Source organism: Gottfriedia luciferensis (assembly GCF_002156865.1).
Classification (GTDB): domain Bacteria; phylum Bacillota; class Bacilli; order Bacillales; family Bacillaceae_G; genus Gottfriedia; species Gottfriedia luciferensis.
In genome coordinates, this window is record NZ_NCTA01000010.1 from 39,811 (window position 1) to 57,420 (window position 17,610).

A 17,610-nucleotide genomic window follows, 5' to 3' on the forward strand; every position below is an offset into this window, starting at 1 on the left:
GATTCTTCACTTATATATACAAACACAATTTTACCGGTAATTGATGTTTTGAAATATAAAATAAATTTTGAAGGAGAGTAATTAGAATGCCAGTAGTAGGACAAGCAGTTTTTGTTGAAAATTTAAGTAATGTCGACAAAACGTACAAACAATTAAATGATGAGTTTATTGCTAAAAATTCGGGTGGGTATAAGGATATTGTAACTTGTATTAGTCTAGGTGGTGCCGGAATTGTTTTAACAATAATAGGATTATTTATAGGACCGATTATTTGTGCAATAGCAGGTGTCACGATAGCGTTAATTGGCATAGCTGATGGAGTTAAAAGTGCTTTAGAAAAAGCTAATTTTGTATCAAATATGTCAAAACTTAAAAGCGGGACTTACAAATATTTAAGAATAAAAACAGCAATCTATAAGACGTTTACAGGTTCAGCATCTGGTAACATGTGGAGCTATACTACAAAACAAACAGCACAATTTATTTAAATTAGTTAAAAGATGTCATTGATAAATTTCAATGACATCTTTTTGTAACTTATCCATTAAATTTGAGTTAGTAATATAAGGTAAAATTAAAGTGAAATTTACTAAAAAGGAGTGATAGAGTTGAAAAAATATGAAAAAGATTTCATAGCTGATTACTCTATTAAAGATATTGAAATTAATAGAGTAATTAAAGAGTTGAAAGAAAAAAAGTATGAAATTCTCGAACAAGTTGAATTAAATAATAGTTTATATCTTGTTATTGAAAAATATACTTTAGCCTTAGGGTGTAAATTAGCAACAACAGTCATTATTTATGAGCAAGATGGAATGATGAAAGTAAGAATAATAACTGCTGGAGGGAAACTTAGTGAATTTCTTGATTTAGGTTCATATTCAAAAATTCATACTGATGTAATAAGTATTGTTGAAGAAATATTTGCTGGTTGAAGGAGTGATAGAAAAGAAAAAATTTGAGAAAGATTACGAAACTCAAATTGAAATTAAGGATATTGAGCAAAATAAAATAATCGAAAATTTAAGGGGAATTAAGTTTAAGATTTTAGAAAGAATTGAAATAAATAATTGTTTAATTTTTATAATAGAAAAGTTTTCATTAACTTAAGGATGTAAATTAATAAGTACAATATTAATATCACAGCAGAATTCTATTATTAAAGTTAAAGTAATTAGCGTATGCGGTAAAAAGGAATTATTTGAATTAAGCCCAAGTAAAACTATGCATAACGATGTAAAAAATGTTGTTGAAGCAGTATTTCAATAATGATTTCAAAAATGACTCATAATAATTTTTTATGAAATATAAAAAAGCTTAATCCATATTTATACAGATTAAACTTTTTATCTACAATGAATTTTATTATTTTATAAATGCTAGTTTAATAGATTGTTCGAATTCAGATTTATTATATTCATTTTCATTTTTATAAACGTACAAGCAAAACTTAAGTTTGCCATTCCTCTTTAAAAACTTTAATTTCTCAAGAATATTTGATTCTTTTAGTGAGTAATAAAAAATTGTAGTGATCCCTTCAATATTAAATAACTTTAACTCTTGAAACATTGTAAAATTACATTTTGCGCCGATTAATTGTGATAAGATTTTTAAAGTTCTTTCTTCCCCAAACGATTCAGTATCTTTAACAATATCTCTTGTATTAAAGGGTTGCCTAATAAAGATATGGTATATTTCTTGGATATCCACATAGTTAAGGTAAACTGGAGGGAATATTTTAAATACACTTCTTTTTTCAATTTCCATTATTTATTCTCCTAAATTTTTATTTATTGTATCTGTTAGTTGTTGGATTGATTGAGTCAAATATTCTAATTTTTTTTCAAATCTATAAAGTAAATAAAATATTATAGCTATAGGAAACCCTAAATTATTTATGAAAGAAATAATATCTGGCAAATTAAGCACTCCAATACTCTTTTTCTTAGTTATTGTTTTTTATAAAATCAAAAAAGCCAGGTGGCTCAGCGATTATATTATTAATATTTAAAAACTTCTCATACATTAAAATTTTTATTTCTTGAGATAAATCATCTTGATTGATAGGAGTTACTTTCCTTACATTTTTATTAATAATCACATTGAAATCATTCAATAGTGACTGAAAATCATCGTCATTTTTCATAATTGTAGACCTCCAATTTATTCATATTTGAATTTAGACTTGATTTGTTCAATAGCTTTTTTGTGAATTTTATTTACATTTTGAGGACTAGTATCAATTAATAAGGCAACTTCCGTTTGTGTAAAATTATAAAAATAGATTAATTTGATAATTAAGCGTTGTTTAGATGTTAGAGTTTTTATAGCCTTTTTCAATTGATCGTTATCTATTTCTTCAAAGGGATCCAACTTACTATAAAAAGTAGTAGTTTCACTTACTATTAATTCTTTATTTGTAAGATTATTCTTTGTTGTAGAGTTAATAGGTGAATCTAATGTTAAGATATTTCGTTTATTATGCTTATTTAAATGCTTATCAAAATCTATGGATTTAAATCGTATTAAACTTTTAAAGAAACTTTTTTTTCTAAATTCAAATAAAAATTTTTTAAAAGACGTGTCTATCAACTTTTGTTTCTCTAAATCTGGTTGCTCTAAATATGATTCAAACAAAATCAAATTATTTTGGTCTTCAAGAAATTTTTCGATTATAAATCTTTTGCTTTTCTCTAAATTATCCAAATACATGCTAACCTTTTTTTGATTTGAATCCATAAAGAACCCTGACCTCCTTAGGCTACATTGATATTAATAATATAAGTGGTCTTAATAAGTTAGATTTAAACCAAATTGAAAATGATTCACATATATAACAAAAATTATATTGGAAAAAATAATATGATTAATTTTGAATCTCAATAAATGTAAAAAATGGCGAATTTTAAAAAGAATTGAGAGGATTAATAAGTTAATCCATATAAGAGGTTAACAGCCATAAAATCTAAATAACGAGGATCATAAACTATAAACATAGAGTTTCCTAGGAGAATAAAACGATTGTAACATTTAAAAGATTTAATAAATGATTTGAATATATTATTTATGTGAAAATAGTAATATTATATGAACTTCACAATACTAGACAGCCTCCAAATTATGTGTATTTTTCGCTCATAATCTAATTGTTTTTTTACGTATTAAATAACAACAAACAATCCGAAACAATTCATAATAGATTTAAAGTCATATTTAAGAGGGACTTTAACTAAAAATTGTAGAATACATAGCTTAATACAATGGGAATAATAGTGAAACAATTACTAATCTTTAATTCCGTTAATGAGGAGGCTATCAACTAGTGATGAAGCGATTTAAAAAGTTATTGCAGAACAGAGAGTTTCAAACAGTAATGCTGAGTATTGCTGTATGTATGATGTTTTTAGCTATTCCAATTGGGATTATCTTTTTTTCTTCGCTTAATGCTGAGGAACGCTATAAAGAAGAACAGAAACAAGCAGAGAAAAAACGAGAGAAAATTATTTTCGAAAGTGAAGTAAAAGCCTTTAACGAACGCAGTAAAGGTACAAAATAGAATAAATGAGAGGAGGGGATCTAAATACCTTCTCTTTTTTCGTATAAGCCCAAGCAAATTAATCCGGGTCTAAAGTACGAATTACCTCTGAAAAATCAGTTTATTCCTATTCTGTTGATATAATAGTGGTAAATTTATTACAGAGAAAATGAACACTTTACTCATGATGTTATTTGATACGGCAAAAGCACTTGAACAAGATACGAATGGAATATATCATTACGTAAAAAGTAAAGGAAGTAATCAATATAATAGTCAAAAAGAACTATATAGTCTAGCTTACAATGTATGGGACCATGAAGAGTAATATTAAAAAAAGAGAAGGAATCAAACCTTCTCTTTCGTTTTTACGTTTGATTTTCTAGCAAACCAAACGGCGATAATAAATGCTCCAATTGTATCGGCTATTAAATCGGTCATTGTATCAAAGTTTCCTCCACCTTGCATAGTGCTTCCTAATAAATGATCTCCACTAAATTCCCAAATTTCCCATAGTGTTCCACAAAATACTCCGAAAGCAAATATAAAAATGAAAATGAAGAAAGGTGACATTTCACTTCTTGATTTTTCAGTTGTTAATTTTTCCATTAAATCAATTGCTAAAAATGCGACTAAAACGCCACTTAAAAAATGCAAAAATGAATCCCACCAACCTAATGAATAAAATTTAAGCATTGAGCCGAGGCATTGTGAACCAATTAAAAATGCAAAATATGAAATGATAATCGATAATTTAAAGCGGATTTTAAAAAACTTATCTAATATAAGTGGAACGAGAGCAACTACAACACTACCTAATGCAATTGGATATCTGTAAGTGTCATCTTTTATGAAAAAAATGATAAATAGGACAAGCATGCAAATAGAATAAGTAATAGATAAAATAGTTTGGAAACCTCTTTTCATTACGAATCCTCCATTCAAAATGTTTTATGATCAAGCGTATTAGACAAAAATAGTTCATCAAATTGACAATAAACTTTTAAAAATAAACATTAAAAATTAGAGTTTTTGAACTAATATTTAAATAAGAAAAGAGTGACAAATAGTTGGGAGGATAATTATGAGTTTTTTCGAATACTTAAAAGATTATATTTGGTATACTATTAAAACATATTTACTTCCATTTATTATTGTTATAATTTCAATAGTACTTGTTTTTTGGGGATTACTAGGTGATGAATTTACTTTTCAAAACATACGATTAGAAATAATCTATTTTATTTGTTTTTTCTTATTCGTATCTTTTACAACATATGAGATGAAGGGGCATAAAAATGAATAATTGGGAAGGATTAATTTCGGCGGAAGATCGAACGAAAATTTATTTACGAAAATATATTCCAGCAGAACCGATTGCTGTCATTCAAATCGTACATGGAATGGCAGAGCATGGCGGAGCCTATGAGAAATTTATTGAGTATTTAGTTCATAATCAATTTGCAGTTTATATACATGATCAAAGAGGACATGGGAAAACGGCGATGATTGAAGATGATTTAGGTTTCTTTGGTGAAGAGATAGAATGGGATGATGTCGCGAAAGATATTAATTTTATTAGTAAAATAATCAAAAAAGAATTAACTGATTTACCTCTTATCCTATTCGGTCATAGTATGGGATCTTATTTGAGCAGGCGCGTTGTTCAATTAGATGGCGGATTATATGACGGATTAGTTTTATCAGGGACTGGATACGATCCTGGTATCTTAAGGAAAATGGGCGTCTTTATATCTAGTGCAGAAGCTTTTTTAATCGGTGCTAATAAAAGAAGTAAAATATTAGATTTTTTAACTTTTGGTAATTTCAATAATCATTTTAAGTTTCCTAAAACAAGATATGACTGGTTAACAAGAGATGATGCTGAAATTGAACGTTATATTAAAGATCCATTTTGCGGTTTTATCTGTTCTTCTAGTTTTTACCGTGAACTGTTAAAAGGAATCGGTATTATACATAATAAAAAAGAGATAAAGAAAACGCCGACTTCACTTCCAATTTACATTTTTTCAGGAAGCAAGGATCCGGTTGGATCAAATGGTGATGGAGTTAAGAAAGTTTATGAGCTATATAAAGAGATAGGTTGTACAAATGTAAAAATGAAACTATACGATGAAGGCCGACATGAGATGCTTCATGAAACGAATAAAGATGAAGTTCATCAAGATGTAAAAGCTTGGATTGAAGAAGCTATATTAAATCATTGAAGGGTTGTACTCTCTTGTTGAAGTATAGTATTCTTCATAGTAAAATAGGAAGTAACAGTGTTGTACTGTGGAGGTGAAGAAATGCATACGTTTTTATCTGTACTATTAATTATTGTTTCAGTACTTATGATTGTTCTTGTACTACTTCAATCAAGTAAAAGTAACGGCCTATCAGGTGCGATTTCTGGTGGCGCTGAGCAGCTGTTTGGGAAACAAAAAGCTCGCGGTTTTGAATTAGTTTTACAACGAATAACAGTTGTTGTAGCAGTATTATTCTTCATTTTAACAATTGCTGTAACTTACTTTAAACTGTGATAAACTAGCTACCTATTCGGTGGCTTTTTTATTTTTGGCGAAAATTAAAAAAGACAACCAAATTCAGGTTGTCTCAGTAAGTATTTATCGTTTCATTGCAGCCCATTCTTCTTTACTCGGACCATACATACCAGGCACTGCTAGTCCTGCCTGTCTCATTAGCACAGTCATTTGACCACGGTGGTGAGTTTGGTGTTGAATCGCCATGCGAAGTAATGCAAAGATCGGCATATCAAGGAATCCAAACGCATTAATAATTTGTTTTAAGTCTTTTTCTTTCCATTCAGCTTGTGCTGCTTCAATCATTGATTTACTTGCTTGAGCGTATTTTTCAGCAAGTTCTTTTGCAGTTGCAGGCATATCTTCTTTACTCATAGGTGCTTCGAATTGTAAACCTGATTGGGAGACGATTGCTTTAATTGCTGTAGTAAGATGCCAAGCTAATTCTCCTAAAGAGCTAAAATCTTCACCGATTGATTGATCAAGTGATTCATCTGTCATAGCATTTAGCAATTTGATTGTGTTTGCTTCTTCAAACTTCCATTCAGTAATAAATTCTTCAACATTAATAAACATAGTCATCCTCCTTCTGAGTACAAACAATATTATGGCCACATTTATTATTAAATCATAACGTGTGAATTAAAAAAACTGTTTATTGGTAAATCTTTGAAATGAAAGGTAAAATAAAAGAACAATTTCTTTACGTATATTAAGTCAAATCTTATTATTGATCCATTAAACTGGATATAGATAAAAAAGTGAATGAGAAAATGACGATTAATTACTTAAATGTTTGAAACTGTTTATAGGTAATATAAAGGTAACGAAAGAAAAATAGGATAGAAAAGTTTTGGAGTGAGTATATATGAAAGTAACAATGCCGAAGCCATTTACTTTTGAAGGTGGAGATCGCGCAGTTTTATTATTACATGGTTTTACAGGTCATTCTGCTGATGTTCGCATGCTTGGTCGTTTTTTAGAAAAACAAGGATATACTTGTCATGCACCTCATTATAAAGGACATGGAGTTCCACCAGATGAACTTGTACATACTGGGCCAGAAGACTGGTGGCAAGATGTGATGGAGGCTTATCAGCTTTTAAAAGATAAAGGCCATCAAAAAATTGCTGCAGTTGGTTTATCTCTAGGAGGAGTATTTGCATTAAAGCTAGGTTATACTGTTCCATTGAATGGTATTGTCACAATGTGTTCGCCAATGTACATAAAAAGTGAAGAAGTGATGTACGAAGGAGTTCTTGCTTATGCGAAAGAGTTTAAAAAACGTGAAGGAAAATCGCCTGAGCAAATTGAAGTAGAAATGGAAGATTTTAAAAAATCACCTATGAATACATTAAAGGCCCTTCAAGGTTTAATTAAAGAAGTTCGTGAAAATGTTGATACAGTTTATGCTCCTACATTTGTTGTCCAATCTACAGTAGATGAGATGATTAATACGGACAGTGCGAATATTATTTTTAATGAAGTGCAATCTGATCAAAAAAAATTAAAATGGTATGAAAATTCAACACATGTTATTACGCTTGGACCAGAAAGAGATACGCTTCATGAAGATGTACTAGCATTTCTAAATGAATTGGAATGGTAGAAATAATTCTTTCTGGACAAACTTATATAAAATACCCTTTAAAAATTAAGTAAGTAAAAGGAGGGAAATACATGAATCAACAATGGAAAGAAAAATTATTAACTTTAATGAAAAGTGATGATTATCAACCTTTAAATATTCAAGGAATTGAAGAGGCTTTAGAATTAACTGAAGCTAGTGATTTTAGAGAAGTAGTAAAAACTCTTGTCATTATGGAGGATGAGGGTTATATTGTACGTTCGCGAAATAATAAATACAGTTTACCTGAGCAATCAAATTTAGTAAGAGGTAAATTAACTGGCCATGCGAAAGGATTTGCTTTCGTGATTCCAGAGGAAGCTGGGGCAGAGGATGTATTCATTCCGCCGTCAGATTTAAATGGAGCTCTTCACGGAGACATCGTTTTAGCACGTATTACAAAAGAGAAAAGTGATGCACGAAGAGAAGGAACAATTGTTAAAATTCTTGAGCGTGGTCAAACAAAAATGGTTGGTACATTCCAAGCACAGAAAAGTTTTGGATTTGTGATACCTGATGATAAACGTTTCGGTAGTGATATTTTTATTACAAAGAGCAATTCACAAGGTGCTGTAGAAGGACATAAAGTTGTCGTTGAGCTTACGCAGTTTCCTGAAAACGGGAAGAATGCAGAGGGTATTATTGTTCAAATACTTGGTCATAAAAATGATCCAGGTGTAGATATTTTATCGGTTATTCATAAATTTGACCTACCTCAAGAATTTCCAAAAGAGGTGATGGATCAAGCATATGCAGTTCCGGATGAAATTGATGAATCAGCTATCGGTACACGACGTGACCTAAGAGATCAACAAATCGTCACAATCGATGGAGCAGATGCGAAGGACTTAGATGATGCGGTTACAGTAACAAAACTTGAAAATGGCAATTACAAGCTAGGCGTACATATTGCAGACGTATCATACTATGTAACTGATAATTCACCGATTGATCAAGAAGCATATGATCGTGGAACTAGTATTTACTTAGTAGATCGAGTAATCCCGATGATTCCGCATCGCTTATCTAATGGGATTTGTTCTCTGAATCCAAAGGTAAATCGTTTTACACTTTCTTGTGACATGGAAATAGATCAAAAAGGTGAAGTTGTTAAGCATGAGATTTTTGAGAGTATCATTAAAACAACTGAACGAATGACATATAGCGATGTCAATAAAATATTAGATGACGAAGATGTTGAATTACGTGAACGCTATGAACCACTAGTTCCAATGTTTGAAGAAATGGCTGGATTAGCTAAAATATTACGTAATCGACGTATGACTCGTGGTGCGATTGATTTCGATTTTAAAGAAGCGAAAGTACTTGTAGATGAAGATGGTCATCCAACCGATGTTGTAATACGTGAGCGTTCAACAGCAGAAAAATTAATTGAAGAATTTATGCTTGTAGCGAATGAAACGGTTGCTGAACATTTCCATTGGCTAAATGTACCGTTTATGTATCGAGTGCATGAGGATCCAAAAGAAGAAAAGCTACAAAGATTTTTTGAATTTATAGCGTCGTTTGGCTATACAGTAAAAGGTGCTGGAAATGAAATTCACCCGAGAGCATTGCAACAAGTTCTTGAGATGGTTCATGGTCAGCCTGAAGAAACTGTTATTTCTACAGTAATGCTTCGTTCAATGAAACAAGCGAAGTATGAAGCAGATAATCTTGGTCATTTTGGTTTAGCAGCTGAATTTTATACTCATTTCACGTCACCAATTCGCCGTTATCCAGACTTAATTGTCCATCGATTAATTCGTAAATATTTAATTGAAGGCAAAATGGATGATGCAACTAAACGTGAGTGGGATGATAAATTGCCTGCGATAGCTGAACATGCATCTAATATGGAACGTCGTTCAGTTGAAGCTGAAAGAGAAACTGATGACTTGAAAAAGGCAGAGTTCATGCTTGATAAGATTGGTGAGGAGTATGATGGGATTATTAGTTCTGTAACAAACTTCGGAATGTTTATAGAACTTCCAAATACAATCGAAGGTTTAGTTCGAGTTGCCGATTTATCAGATGACTACTATAACTACGATGAACGCACATATGCGATGATCGGAGAAAGAACAGGTAAAGTATTCCGTATTGGGGATGAAGTTTCTGTTCGAGTTGTAAATGTTAATAAGGAAGAACGAGCAATCGATTTTGAAATTGTAGGAATGAAATCGAATAAACCTCGTCGAAGCGGTGGCCGAGGTCCAGTGAACTTGGGTGGCGGATCTGGTGGCCGAGGTCGAGGAGGACGTGGAAGAGGTTCTTCTGATCGAAATGGAGACAACACTCGAAGTGGTCGTTCTCGAGGAAGACGAGGAGACAGTCCTTCTCAAAACGACGAGAGAGATAGCGGACGTAGCGGGAGATCATCGAGAAATAAGCGCGACGATCGTTTTAATCCAACAAAGAGTAAAAGTAAGAGTAAAAAGAACAAACCTTTTTATGAAAAAGTAGCAAAGGGAAATAAAAAACGATAATTTAAAAACAAAGCAGTGAACAGTCAACAACTGTTCACTGCTTTATTTCCTTATTAGTCAGCTACATAGTATATGATCATTGTTTATGGTAAAATAAGTAAAGATAGAGAGGTGTTCTATATGCCAAAAGGTGAAGGGAAAGTAATTGCGCAAAATAAAAAAGCTTATCATGATTACTTTATTGAAGAAACATACGAAACCGGTATCGTCTTACAAGGTACTGAAATAAAATCACTGCGTGCTGGAAAAGCTAACTTAAAGGATTCATTTGCTCGTGTTCAAGGTGGCGAAGTGTGGTTACATAATATGCATATTAGTCCTTATGAACAAGGAAATCGCTATAACCATGAACCTTTACGTACTAGAAAATTATTGTTACACAATCGAGAAATTGTGAAATTAATTGGCTATACAAAGGAAACAGGATATACGCTTGTACCTTTAAAAGTCTATTTAAAAAACGGTTATGCTAAGCTATTACTTGGTTTAGGAAAAGGTAAAAAGCAATATGATAAACGTGATGATTTAAAGAAAAAAGAGGCAAAACGTGAAGTTGAACGTGCGTTCCGCGATCGCCAAAAAATCTAAATGGATAAATGTTGAAGCGCTGGAATTCTGTTATTCATTTAGAAACAATTGTTAATTGCAACTTGTGTCGGATATGCTATAATAAGTTTGTAAGTTAATCAGCTACAAAATAAATGAGCACGATGTGCAGATTTTATAGATTATGAAGCCTTTGCTTTATGCTTCGTAAGTCACTCATAGCGAACATATCTGAATAAGTTATGTGAGCATTTTATATGGGGACGTTACGGATTCGACAGGGGTAGTTCGAGCTTAAGTTGCGAGTCGAGGGGTCGGCCTCGTTAAAACGCAAAAGCCAATAACTGGCAAAAACAACAATTTCTCTTTAGCTGCTTAATTGCACTAAAGGCTCCTCCTATGTATCGCCCATGTGCATAGCTTAGAGGGGTTCACTTATTAGTGGGCTACGCCGGACCTCGCCGTCTGAGGGGAATGGAAGAGATTAATCAGACTAGCTATCAGGAAGCCTGTCAATGGGCTGAATGGTATGCGAAATTCTAATATATTGACTACGCTCGTAGAAGCTTAAGTGCCGATATTCTTGGACGTGGGTTCGACTCCCACCGTCTCCACCAATACATACTGTTTGGTGGTTTTTTTATTTGTTATGATAAGAACCGTAAACTTGCCATTCCAGCAAACTTACGGTTCTTTTTGTTTGTAGCAAAAGAGGATTCATTCGAATTCTTAAAGCTATATCTTTTGAGGATTAAAATTTTAATCAAATGTAGCTAAATAGCCAAACTTGAAGCATGGACTTTCCCTTTAAGGAAACTTAAAATTGTACAGCATTGATAATAAGTAATCAAAGGCTACGTTCTAAGATTGTGTTTAAAATTTCCCGTCCCTTGCTTGTTAGATTAATTCCTGCCCTGCCTCTTTTTGTTTGCAAATACCCTCTAATTTTTAGGGAATTCAACCGGTGTCTAACCTGTGCTTCAGATAATTTTATTGCGATTTCTTGACTCTTTTCAGAAATAATCCTTCTTCCGATCATTTTTCCTTGTTCCTCATAATTCATGATGAGGCTAAGGATGAAAAGTGATTCTTCATCAAGAGTACTTGAACCTGAATAAAAGGACGGTATACTCTCGATTGGGTCGCTATTTGTTTTCCTATGAGGAGGTTTTTGAAAAAAATGTTGATTAGGTAAATCATTTTTCGTTAGTTGGTTTCCAGTACGGACGGCAAGCATATAATCGATGGTGTTTTTTAGTTCTCTTACATTTCCATACCATGGATATCCTTGAAGTTCTTCAATTAATTCATTTTCAATTTTGACTTTTCGGTCCGATAGGGCAACAAAATGTTTAGCCAATATTTCAATGTCATTTCGACGAACCCTTAATTCGGGAAGGTGGATAAAGAGTACCTTAAGTCTATGGTATAAGTCTTCTCTAAAAAGATTTTCCTGAATCATTTTAAGGAGGTTCTTATTGGTTGCTGCGATAATTCGAACGTCTATTGGGATAATTTGACTTCCACCTACACGCATGATTTCTTTTTCCTGCAAAACTCGAAGTAGTCGTGCTTGAAGTTTAAGACTAATATCTCCAATCTCATCTAAAAAAATAGTGCCACCATTTGCTTGTTCAAATAATCCTATTTTTCCACCCTTTTTTGCTCCGGTAAATGCTCCGTCCTCATAACCAAATAGTTCACTCTCTACTAAATCATCCGATAAAGCACTAAAGTTAACGGCAAGAAAAGGGCCGCTATTTCGAAAAGAAGCATTATGAATGGCACTTGCAAACAACTCTTTCCCAGTACCACTTTCACCTTCAATTAATACAGTTAAATCATTCTTTGCTAACCTTTTGGCAATTTGTTTTGTTTCCTGGATGGAAGAGCTAATCCCGACGATATCAGGAAAGTTGTATTTTGCTACGTAACCTTTTTTAACAAATTCTTTTCTTAATTTACGTTCAAATCCTATGGTCTTAAGGGCATTTCTAAAAGTAACAATAATTGATTGATCATTTATATGCAGACGTTCTACTATCATGTCCAAGCCGTTTACAACAAAAATACCGCTTTCTTGTTGACTAGTTGAAAGGATAAAATTTACCAAATCAATATTATCAATAATGGAGTCAATAGGACGGCCGATCGCTTTGTTGTTTTCTATTTTTAGCATATTTTCCAGAAACTCATTAAAAACAACAATCCTTCCATTATAATCAATAGCTAGTATGCCGTCACCAACGCCATCAATAACTTGATGAAGTTGTCGATGAGCTTTAGCAAGATTCTTCGTTAAATCGACTATTTTTCGATAATACCTTTCAGAAACATGGTTACCGTATTCCTCCATTAAATGGAACCGCTCCAGAATGGACATGATCGTAGTAATATCGATTAGTCTATGACCAATATTAATCACTTTTTCTACAAAGTTCGGAATAATTTCAAGTTCGCCAGGTGTGATTGCAAGCTTGATCATTTGTATGTTAGTTTTTCCTGGATAATATGGGATATATTCAATATGGTTCAGTCCTAATTGACGCATGGTTTCAATCGATTCATATACTGTTTCATGATTATCATTCACATATAGGGCTTGTGTTCCTTCAGGCAAAAATAAAAGTTGATCCACGTTCTCATAATTTAATGTTCGTTTTGCAATGATTATTTCGCAATTCTCCCCAATAAAGTCTTTGACCGATTCAATCGTAAATTTATTAGGTAAAACGATTAATGTCGAATGAAATACTTTTGGGATCCTTTCTTCTACAGAAAAACTTTCGATATCTAAAAGATCACTTACCATCTCTGCTAGTTGTTGATGCAGAGCTTTTCGTGTTTCTTTTAAAACGGTAATCAATACAACGTGATTGTTTTCAAATTTGGTCATAGAACACCTCTTTAGTTGGATTTTATTGGTCTAAAGTTGGTTGATCAATTTGGTTATTTATTAACCAGATAATAACCAATTATAATCCATATGGGCATGACAAGCACTGGGAAAACACTGGAATATTTAAAAGAATGTAAATAATCATTCAAATTTTAATATTGGCACGATACTTGCTTTTGTAAATGCGTGTAAAGAAATAATGAAATTAGTAGAGTAATAATCCACCTATTCGCTTCTTTACCATTTGTTTAAAAAGGAGGAGGTTAAAAATAGAAAATCAAACAGAGAAAAACAATGAATAGATGAGGTGAGAGTAAATGAAACCACTAATTGGCGTTACCGGATATTATGTTGACCATAGTGAGATTGGAAAGGAAGGCTTACGTGGGCTGCCCGGTCAAGATATGGCTATCTTTTCTTATGACTACATTCGTTCACTTCAACGAGCGGATGCAACGGTTGTACTACTTCCAATCGAAGAAGCTGATCAAATCGAAACCACACTTAATCAATTAGATGGATTGTTATTGGCTGGTGGGGCGGATATCAATCCACTTTATTACGGTGATACACCTAAAGCGTATTTAGGCACTGTAGAGGAAGAGCGAGATAACTTTGAATTAAACCTGGCAAGGCAAGCTTTAGAAAGAGATATTCCTATTCTAGGAATCTGTCGAGGATTACAGGTGTTGAATGTTGCATCTGGTGGGTCTCTTTATCAAGACTTAGAACAAGAGATGGGCCCTGAACATTTCCATGTTCGGGAACAATTTCGTAAATGGCAAGGCTCCCATTCGATCAATCTTCTTGAAGGTGGAAAAATTTATGACGCTATTGGCCAAAAATCCTTAATGGTTAATTCTTTTCATCATCAAGCAGTGAAAACGCTGGGAAGAGATTTTGAAGTGAGTGCTTATTCATTTGATGGTGTGATAGAGGCCATTGAATCCAAAGCTCATCATTATGTAACAGCTGTCCAATGGCATCCTGAAATGATGGCAGAAAGGGATGTTCTACAGCAGCGTTTATTTAACCATTTTGTTAACGTAACTAGTAAAAGGGTAGTTAGAACCTAGAGTGTTATAAGTAATAGAATCGATGGCATTGTAGTTACCTCTTAAAGAAATAAAGGGCTATTTGTAATATGACAGTCTGGTAAGCTCGGCAAATGAGGTAACCAGACTATCAGTTGTCAAAAATTTATTGAAAAGGGGATCGGTATATGAGTCAAATGTCAGAAAAAGTAATTTCAGTCAAGTCAGGAGAAAAAAAGGTAAAAAGAGAATGGAAAATAAACGTATTTGCACTGTTACTTGTCTTTTTAGTCATTGCAACTTTTATTACACATATAGTGCCAGCTGGTGAATATGCACAGATTGAAAAAAACGGGCATACAACAGTAATTCCAAATTCATTCAAGTGGATTGCATCAGCACCGCTTGGATTCTTTGATATGGTAAAAGCTATTCCTACAGGGATGGTGGAAGCGGCTAATATTATCTTTTTTGTGCTAATTATCGGAGGATTTTTTGGTGTATTAAAGGCATCGGGCACGGTTGAGGCTCTTGTTTCAACCATGGCAAAAAATCTAGCTAACCGTGAAAAATTGATGATTCCTATTATTATGTTATTCTTTGGACTTGGAGGATCATTAATGGGGATGGCTGAGGAAACTTTGGCTTATGTACCGCTGTTTATACCATTGGCTCTTGCACTTGGATTTGATACGATAACGGGAACTGCGATGGTATTGATAGGAGCTTCCGTCGGATTTACAACCGCAATTATGAATCCGTTTACAGTCGGGATGGCCCAAGGAATAGCAGGTCTTCCGATGTACTCTGGGATGGGTTTCCGCCTGGTTTTATTCGTAATCTTGTATCTTATAGCTGTTACATTTGTCTATCGTCATGCTATGAAAGTAAAGAGAAATCCATCAACTGGAGTTTTCGGGAAATTCAATACACATAAATCAGATACCCTACTAACAGCGAAAGTAGAGTTAACAACAAGACATAAATGGATATTAACAGCATTTTTTATTAATTATGTTGTTCTTGTTTTCGGTGTTATTAAGTATGAATGGTATATAACAGAAATTGCATCACTATTTATTATTTTAACGATCGTAATTGCAATCCTTGGCAAGATATCGATTGAAGATACCGTAGAATCTTTTACACAGGGATCGGCGTCTTTAGTCAGCGGAGCTTTAATCATTGGTGTATCGCGCGCTATCCTGGTCGTATTGAATCAAGGTCATATTATAGATCCCCTCCTTCACCAAGTATCGGAAGGAATGAAACATATTCCTCCTTTTTTAAGTGTTGTCGGAATGTACAACTTCCAAGCGGCTATTCATTTCATTTTATCATCAGGTAGTGGTCATGCGATGTTGACGATGCCGATTATGGCACCGCTTGCAGATTTATTACACATTACACGCCAAACAGCAGTATTATCTTTTTCATTCGCAGATGGTATTGGAAATATTATTTTTCCGACAGGTGGTACGTTAATGGCTGGTTTGGCAATAGCAGGAATTTCCTGGACAAAGTGGGCAAAGTGGATTCTCCCTTTGATTCTAATTGAATACACAATCGGTTTAATAGCGGTTATAATTGCTCATTTTATCAATTATGGTCCATTTTGAGGTAAGAACTGTATAATGAAAGTTTTATAATAATGACCAGAGCCTTACTACAATTTCTGTAGTAAGGCTCGTTTGTTATTTCCTCTTTAAATAAAATTTTTGAGTCATAAATTAGATAAGAAAATTTACATAGTAGAATCTCAAATGTTAACAATAATATTATGGTGAATCTTTCACCTAATACTTCGATGAGGAGGGAAACTTTTTATGAATATTCGTGAAGGTTTAATTCCAACGGTTTTAGGTTCTGCTGTTACTGCTACTGGTTACGCTTTAAAGCAAAAACGTGGTACAAACAAAATGATTGCTAATACTGTTTTTGGCTTTGGTTTAGCCCATATTGTATTAGGGGCAATTGACTTAGTTGAACATCGGAGTTAAGAAAAGGAGAGTGTTGTAAAATACTCTCTCCAGACTGTTGACAAACGCTCGCTTTCTTTGTTACTTCGCCTGCCTTTGGTGCTCATTACCGTATAAGGTAACTCCGCTTCCTGCCAGGCTTTGTGCCTCGAAAGACAAGCGTTTTCAATCAGTCTGAAAATCAGAAATATGACTTTGTCTACACACTGAAGATGTATATAACGGTCAATTTTAAAAAAGTCATTAAGTGAACATTATTTTTGATAAAGTATAATGCTTGCTAATCTATTAATGAATATAAAATGTTAATATTTTTTAGCAATACTTGGATCTTTTTCATAAGTTTAAGATAATAAATACTAATTTTAAGAAAAATGAATTCAAATCTTAAAAGACGATGCTTTTTTTAAATTTGTTGTTTAAACTGATTAATTTTAAATAGTTTTTAATGAATACTTTTATTGAAGAATAAATTGATTGGAACGAAAGGGTGCTCGACTCCTATGGGAGATGCGGAAAGGCTGAGACCCCGCAGGCTTGCCGAGGAGGCTCAGGTTTCGCCCCATGGAAAGCGAGCATACTGTAGTGGAAATTAACATCACTTAACTTTTACTTTTTAAAATCAATTAACAGAAAGGATCTATTTTGAAAATTTTAATACTCCTTACCATCATTGCTGTTCCGATCATGATGAATATATTAGTTAAATTTAAACAAGTTTTTGGTTTAATCTTTCATTTTATTGCAATAGTTGCTTATGTAGTTTTTGGATTTATCGCTGCATTTTCTATTGCTGAGATCATCATCTATCATGAAGTTTTTATGACAAATATACATGCTGTTTTCCTAAATTTCTATTTTATTCTAGCAGGTTCATATTTAGGGATATATGGGCTATACGAATTGATTAGACTTTTTATTAAGCAGTTTTTGAAAATATAAAATGTAATTTATTTGC

Annotated in this window: 22 protein-coding genes and 1 other RNA gene; 16 read left to right on the top strand and 7 right to left on the bottom strand. The window is 32.9% G+C overall.

The window, feature by feature from the left end; translation table 11 throughout:
* Window positions 1–86: 86 nt before the first annotated feature.
* The 3 genes from B7R67_RS09450 to B7R67_RS09460 all read left to right on the top strand — a co-directional run bounded on the left by B7R67_RS09450 (window position 87) and on the right by B7R67_RS09460 (window position 1,110).
* Window positions 87–488 carry a hypothetical protein gene (locus B7R67_RS09450; protein WP_088069801.1) on the top strand — a complete coding sequence of 134 codons (402 nt, stop codon included), beginning with the start codon at window positions 87–89 and terminating at the stop codon, window positions 486–488.
* A gap of 120 nt (window positions 489–608) precedes the next feature.
* Entirely contained in the window at window positions 609–935 is a 327-nt protein-coding gene (locus B7R67_RS09455) for a hypothetical protein (RefSeq protein WP_088069803.1), read from the top strand.
* Window positions 925–1,110: a hypothetical protein gene (locus B7R67_RS09460; RefSeq protein ID WP_088069805.1), complete on the top strand. Its 186-nt coding sequence runs from the start codon at window positions 925–927 to the stop codon at window positions 1,108–1,110. The genes B7R67_RS09455 and B7R67_RS09460 overlap by 11 nt, the downstream gene beginning before the upstream one ends.
* A 255-nt stretch (window positions 1,111–1,365) precedes the next feature.
* Here B7R67_RS09460 and B7R67_RS09465 read toward each other — a convergent pair whose 3' ends face one another.
* The 4 genes from B7R67_RS09465 to B7R67_RS09480 are packed head-to-tail and all read right to left on the bottom strand — an operon-like array spanning window position 1,366 to window position 2,739.
* Window positions 1,366–1,767, bottom strand: a complete 402-nt coding sequence (locus B7R67_RS09465; protein ID WP_088069807.1) for a hypothetical protein — start codon at window positions 1,765–1,767, stop codon at window positions 1,366–1,368.
* 3 nt (window positions 1,768–1,770) lie between these two features.
* Complete coding sequence (locus B7R67_RS09470; RefSeq protein WP_088069809.1) at window positions 1,771–1,920, bottom strand: YvrJ family protein; 150 nt, start codon at window positions 1,918–1,920, stop codon at window positions 1,771–1,773.
* Window positions 1,921–1,945: 25 nt separating this feature from the next.
* Complete coding sequence (locus B7R67_RS09475; RefSeq protein ID WP_088069810.1) at window positions 1,946–2,146, bottom strand: hypothetical protein; 201 nt, start codon at window positions 2,144–2,146, stop codon at window positions 1,946–1,948.
* Between the two features lie 17 nt (window positions 2,147–2,163).
* Window positions 2,164–2,739, bottom strand: a complete 576-nt coding sequence (locus tag B7R67_RS09480) for a sigma-70 family RNA polymerase sigma factor (protein WP_088069812.1) — start codon at window positions 2,737–2,739, stop codon at window positions 2,164–2,166.
* Between the two features lie 586 nt (window positions 2,740–3,325).
* Here B7R67_RS09480 and B7R67_RS09485 point away from each other — a divergent pair.
* On the top strand, window positions 3,326–3,556 hold the full coding sequence (locus tag B7R67_RS09485; protein ID WP_142289534.1) for a hypothetical protein: 231 nt from the start codon (window positions 3,326–3,328) through the stop codon (window positions 3,554–3,556).
* Between the two features lie 148 nt (window positions 3,557–3,704).
* Window positions 3,705–3,863, top strand: a complete 159-nt coding sequence (locus tag B7R67_RS22085) for a hypothetical protein (protein WP_158095060.1) — start codon at window positions 3,705–3,707, stop codon at window positions 3,861–3,863.
* A 20-nt stretch (window positions 3,864–3,883) separates the two neighbouring features.
* On the opposite strand, the gene B7R67_RS09490 is transcribed toward B7R67_RS22085, so the two are convergent.
* On the bottom strand, window positions 3,884–4,462 hold the full coding sequence (locus B7R67_RS09490; RefSeq protein WP_088069816.1) for a hypothetical protein: 579 nt from the start codon (window positions 4,460–4,462) through the stop codon (window positions 3,884–3,886).
* A gap of 157 nt (window positions 4,463–4,619) precedes the next feature.
* Between B7R67_RS09490 and B7R67_RS09495 the strand changes: the two genes are divergently transcribed.
* The 3 genes from B7R67_RS09495 (at window position 4,620) to secG (ending at window position 6,078) form a co-directional block, all read left to right on the top strand.
* On the top strand, window positions 4,620–4,841 hold the full coding sequence (locus tag B7R67_RS09495) for a hypothetical protein (RefSeq protein ID WP_088069818.1): 222 nt from the start codon (window positions 4,620–4,622) through the stop codon (window positions 4,839–4,841).
* The gene (locus B7R67_RS09500) at window positions 4,834–5,763 is read left to right on the top strand and encodes an alpha/beta fold hydrolase (RefSeq protein ID WP_088069820.1); all 930 of its coding nucleotides are present in this window, start codon (window positions 4,834–4,836) and stop codon (window positions 5,761–5,763) included. Before B7R67_RS09495 ends, B7R67_RS09500 begins: the two co-directional genes overlap by 8 nt.
* Before the next feature lie 81 nt (window positions 5,764–5,844).
* Window positions 5,845–6,078, top strand: a complete 234-nt coding sequence (secG, locus tag B7R67_RS09505; protein WP_025569105.1) for a preprotein translocase subunit SecG — start codon at window positions 5,845–5,847, stop codon at window positions 6,076–6,078.
* Between the two features lie 84 nt (window positions 6,079–6,162).
* On the opposite strand, the gene B7R67_RS09510 is transcribed toward secG, so the two are convergent.
* Window positions 6,163–6,654 carry a DinB family protein gene (locus B7R67_RS09510; RefSeq protein ID WP_088069822.1) on the bottom strand — a complete coding sequence of 164 codons (492 nt, stop codon included), beginning with the start codon at window positions 6,652–6,654 and terminating at the stop codon, window positions 6,163–6,165.
* A gap of 292 nt (window positions 6,655–6,946) precedes the next feature.
* Between B7R67_RS09510 and B7R67_RS09515 the strand changes: the two genes are divergently transcribed.
* The 4 genes from B7R67_RS09515 to ssrA all read left to right on the top strand — a co-directional run bounded on the left by B7R67_RS09515 (window position 6,947) and on the right by ssrA (window position 11,357).
* On the top strand, window positions 6,947–7,687 hold the full coding sequence (locus B7R67_RS09515; RefSeq protein WP_088069824.1) for an alpha/beta hydrolase: 741 nt from the start codon (window positions 6,947–6,949) through the stop codon (window positions 7,685–7,687).
* Window positions 7,688–7,758: 71 nt separating this feature from the next.
* A complete protein-coding gene (gene rnr, locus B7R67_RS09520; RefSeq protein ID WP_088069826.1) occupies window positions 7,759–10,194 on the top strand; it encodes a ribonuclease R in 2,436 nt (811 codons plus the stop codon).
* A 120-nt stretch (window positions 10,195–10,314) separates the two neighbouring features.
* Entirely contained in the window at window positions 10,315–10,782 is a 468-nt protein-coding gene (gene smpB / locus B7R67_RS09525; protein WP_088069828.1) for an SsrA-binding protein SmpB, read from the top strand.
* Between the two features lie 217 nt (window positions 10,783–10,999).
* Window positions 11,000–11,357, top strand: a transfer-messenger RNA (tmRNA) gene (gene ssrA, locus B7R67_RS09530).
* Between the two features lie 230 nt (window positions 11,358–11,587).
* Here the strand turns inward: ssrA and B7R67_RS09535 are convergent.
* A complete protein-coding gene (locus B7R67_RS09535; RefSeq protein WP_088069830.1) occupies window positions 11,588–13,636 on the bottom strand; it encodes a sigma 54-interacting transcriptional regulator in 2,049 nt (682 codons plus the stop codon).
* A 320-nt stretch (window positions 13,637–13,956) separates the two neighbouring features.
* Between B7R67_RS09535 and B7R67_RS09540 the strand changes: the two genes are divergently transcribed.
* From B7R67_RS09540 to B7R67_RS09555, 4 genes are all read left to right on the top strand, one after another.
* Window positions 13,957–14,715 carry a gamma-glutamyl-gamma-aminobutyrate hydrolase family protein gene (locus tag B7R67_RS09540; protein WP_088069832.1) on the top strand — a complete coding sequence of 253 codons (759 nt, stop codon included), beginning with the start codon at window positions 13,957–13,959 and terminating at the stop codon, window positions 14,713–14,715.
* A gap of 146 nt (window positions 14,716–14,861) precedes the next feature.
* Entirely contained in the window at window positions 14,862–16,292 is a 1,431-nt protein-coding gene (locus tag B7R67_RS09545) for a YfcC family protein (protein ID WP_088069834.1), read from the top strand.
* A gap of 207 nt (window positions 16,293–16,499) precedes the next feature.
* On the top strand, window positions 16,500–16,673 hold the full coding sequence (locus tag B7R67_RS09550; RefSeq protein ID WP_025671792.1) for a hypothetical protein: 174 nt from the start codon (window positions 16,500–16,502) through the stop codon (window positions 16,671–16,673).
* A gap of 624 nt (window positions 16,674–17,297) precedes the next feature.
* Complete coding sequence (locus B7R67_RS09555; RefSeq protein ID WP_088069835.1) at window positions 17,298–17,594, top strand: transposase; 297 nt, start codon at window positions 17,298–17,300, stop codon at window positions 17,592–17,594.
* Window positions 17,595–17,610: the final 16 nt, after the last annotated feature.

Excerpts from the sequence above, each read along its gene's own strand:
- B7R67_RS09450 (WP_088069801.1), top strand. The coding sequence starts at position 87 with ATGCCAGTAGTAGGACAAGCAGTTTTTGTTGAAAATTTAAGTAATGTC.
- B7R67_RS09465 (WP_088069807.1), bottom strand. The coding sequence starts at position 1,767 with ATGGAAATTGAAAAAAGAAGTGTATTTAAAATATTCCCTCCAGTTTAC.
- B7R67_RS09475 (WP_088069810.1), bottom strand. The coding sequence starts at position 2,146 with ATGAAAAATGACGATGATTTTCAGTCACTATTGAATGATTTCAATGTG.
- B7R67_RS09480 (WP_088069812.1), bottom strand. The coding sequence starts at position 2,739 with ATGGATTCAAATCAAAAAAAGGTTAGCATGTATTTGGATAATTTAGAG.
- B7R67_RS09485 (WP_142289534.1), top strand. The coding sequence starts at position 3,326 with ATGAAGCGATTTAAAAAGTTATTGCAGAACAGAGAGTTTCAAACAGTA.
- B7R67_RS22085 (WP_158095060.1), top strand. The coding sequence starts at position 3,705 with ATGAACACTTTACTCATGATGTTATTTGATACGGCAAAAGCACTTGAA.
- B7R67_RS09490 (WP_088069816.1), bottom strand. The coding sequence starts at position 4,462 with ATGAAAAGAGGTTTCCAAACTATTTTATCTATTACTTATTCTATTTGC.
- B7R67_RS09495 (WP_088069818.1), top strand. The coding sequence starts at position 4,620 with ATGAGTTTTTTCGAATACTTAAAAGATTATATTTGGTATACTATTAAA.
- B7R67_RS09500 (WP_088069820.1), top strand. The coding sequence starts at position 4,834 with ATGAATAATTGGGAAGGATTAATTTCGGCGGAAGATCGAACGAAAATT.
- secG (WP_025569105.1), top strand. The coding sequence starts at position 5,845 with ATGCATACGTTTTTATCTGTACTATTAATTATTGTTTCAGTACTTATG.
- B7R67_RS09510 (WP_088069822.1), bottom strand. The coding sequence starts at position 6,654 with ATGTTTATTAATGTTGAAGAATTTATTACTGAATGGAAGTTTGAAGAA.
- B7R67_RS09515 (WP_088069824.1), top strand. The coding sequence starts at position 6,947 with ATGAAAGTAACAATGCCGAAGCCATTTACTTTTGAAGGTGGAGATCGC.
- rnr (WP_088069826.1), top strand. The coding sequence starts at position 7,759 with ATGAATCAACAATGGAAAGAAAAATTATTAACTTTAATGAAAAGTGAT.
- smpB (WP_088069828.1), top strand. The coding sequence starts at position 10,315 with ATGCCAAAAGGTGAAGGGAAAGTAATTGCGCAAAATAAAAAAGCTTAT.
- B7R67_RS09535 (WP_088069830.1), bottom strand. The coding sequence starts at position 13,636 with ATGACCAAATTTGAAAACAATCACGTTGTATTGATTACCGTTTTAAAA.
- B7R67_RS09540 (WP_088069832.1), top strand. The coding sequence starts at position 13,957 with ATGAAACCACTAATTGGCGTTACCGGATATTATGTTGACCATAGTGAG.
- B7R67_RS09545 (WP_088069834.1), top strand. The coding sequence starts at position 14,862 with ATGAGTCAAATGTCAGAAAAAGTAATTTCAGTCAAGTCAGGAGAAAAA.
- B7R67_RS09550 (WP_025671792.1), top strand. The coding sequence starts at position 16,500 with ATGAATATTCGTGAAGGTTTAATTCCAACGGTTTTAGGTTCTGCTGTT.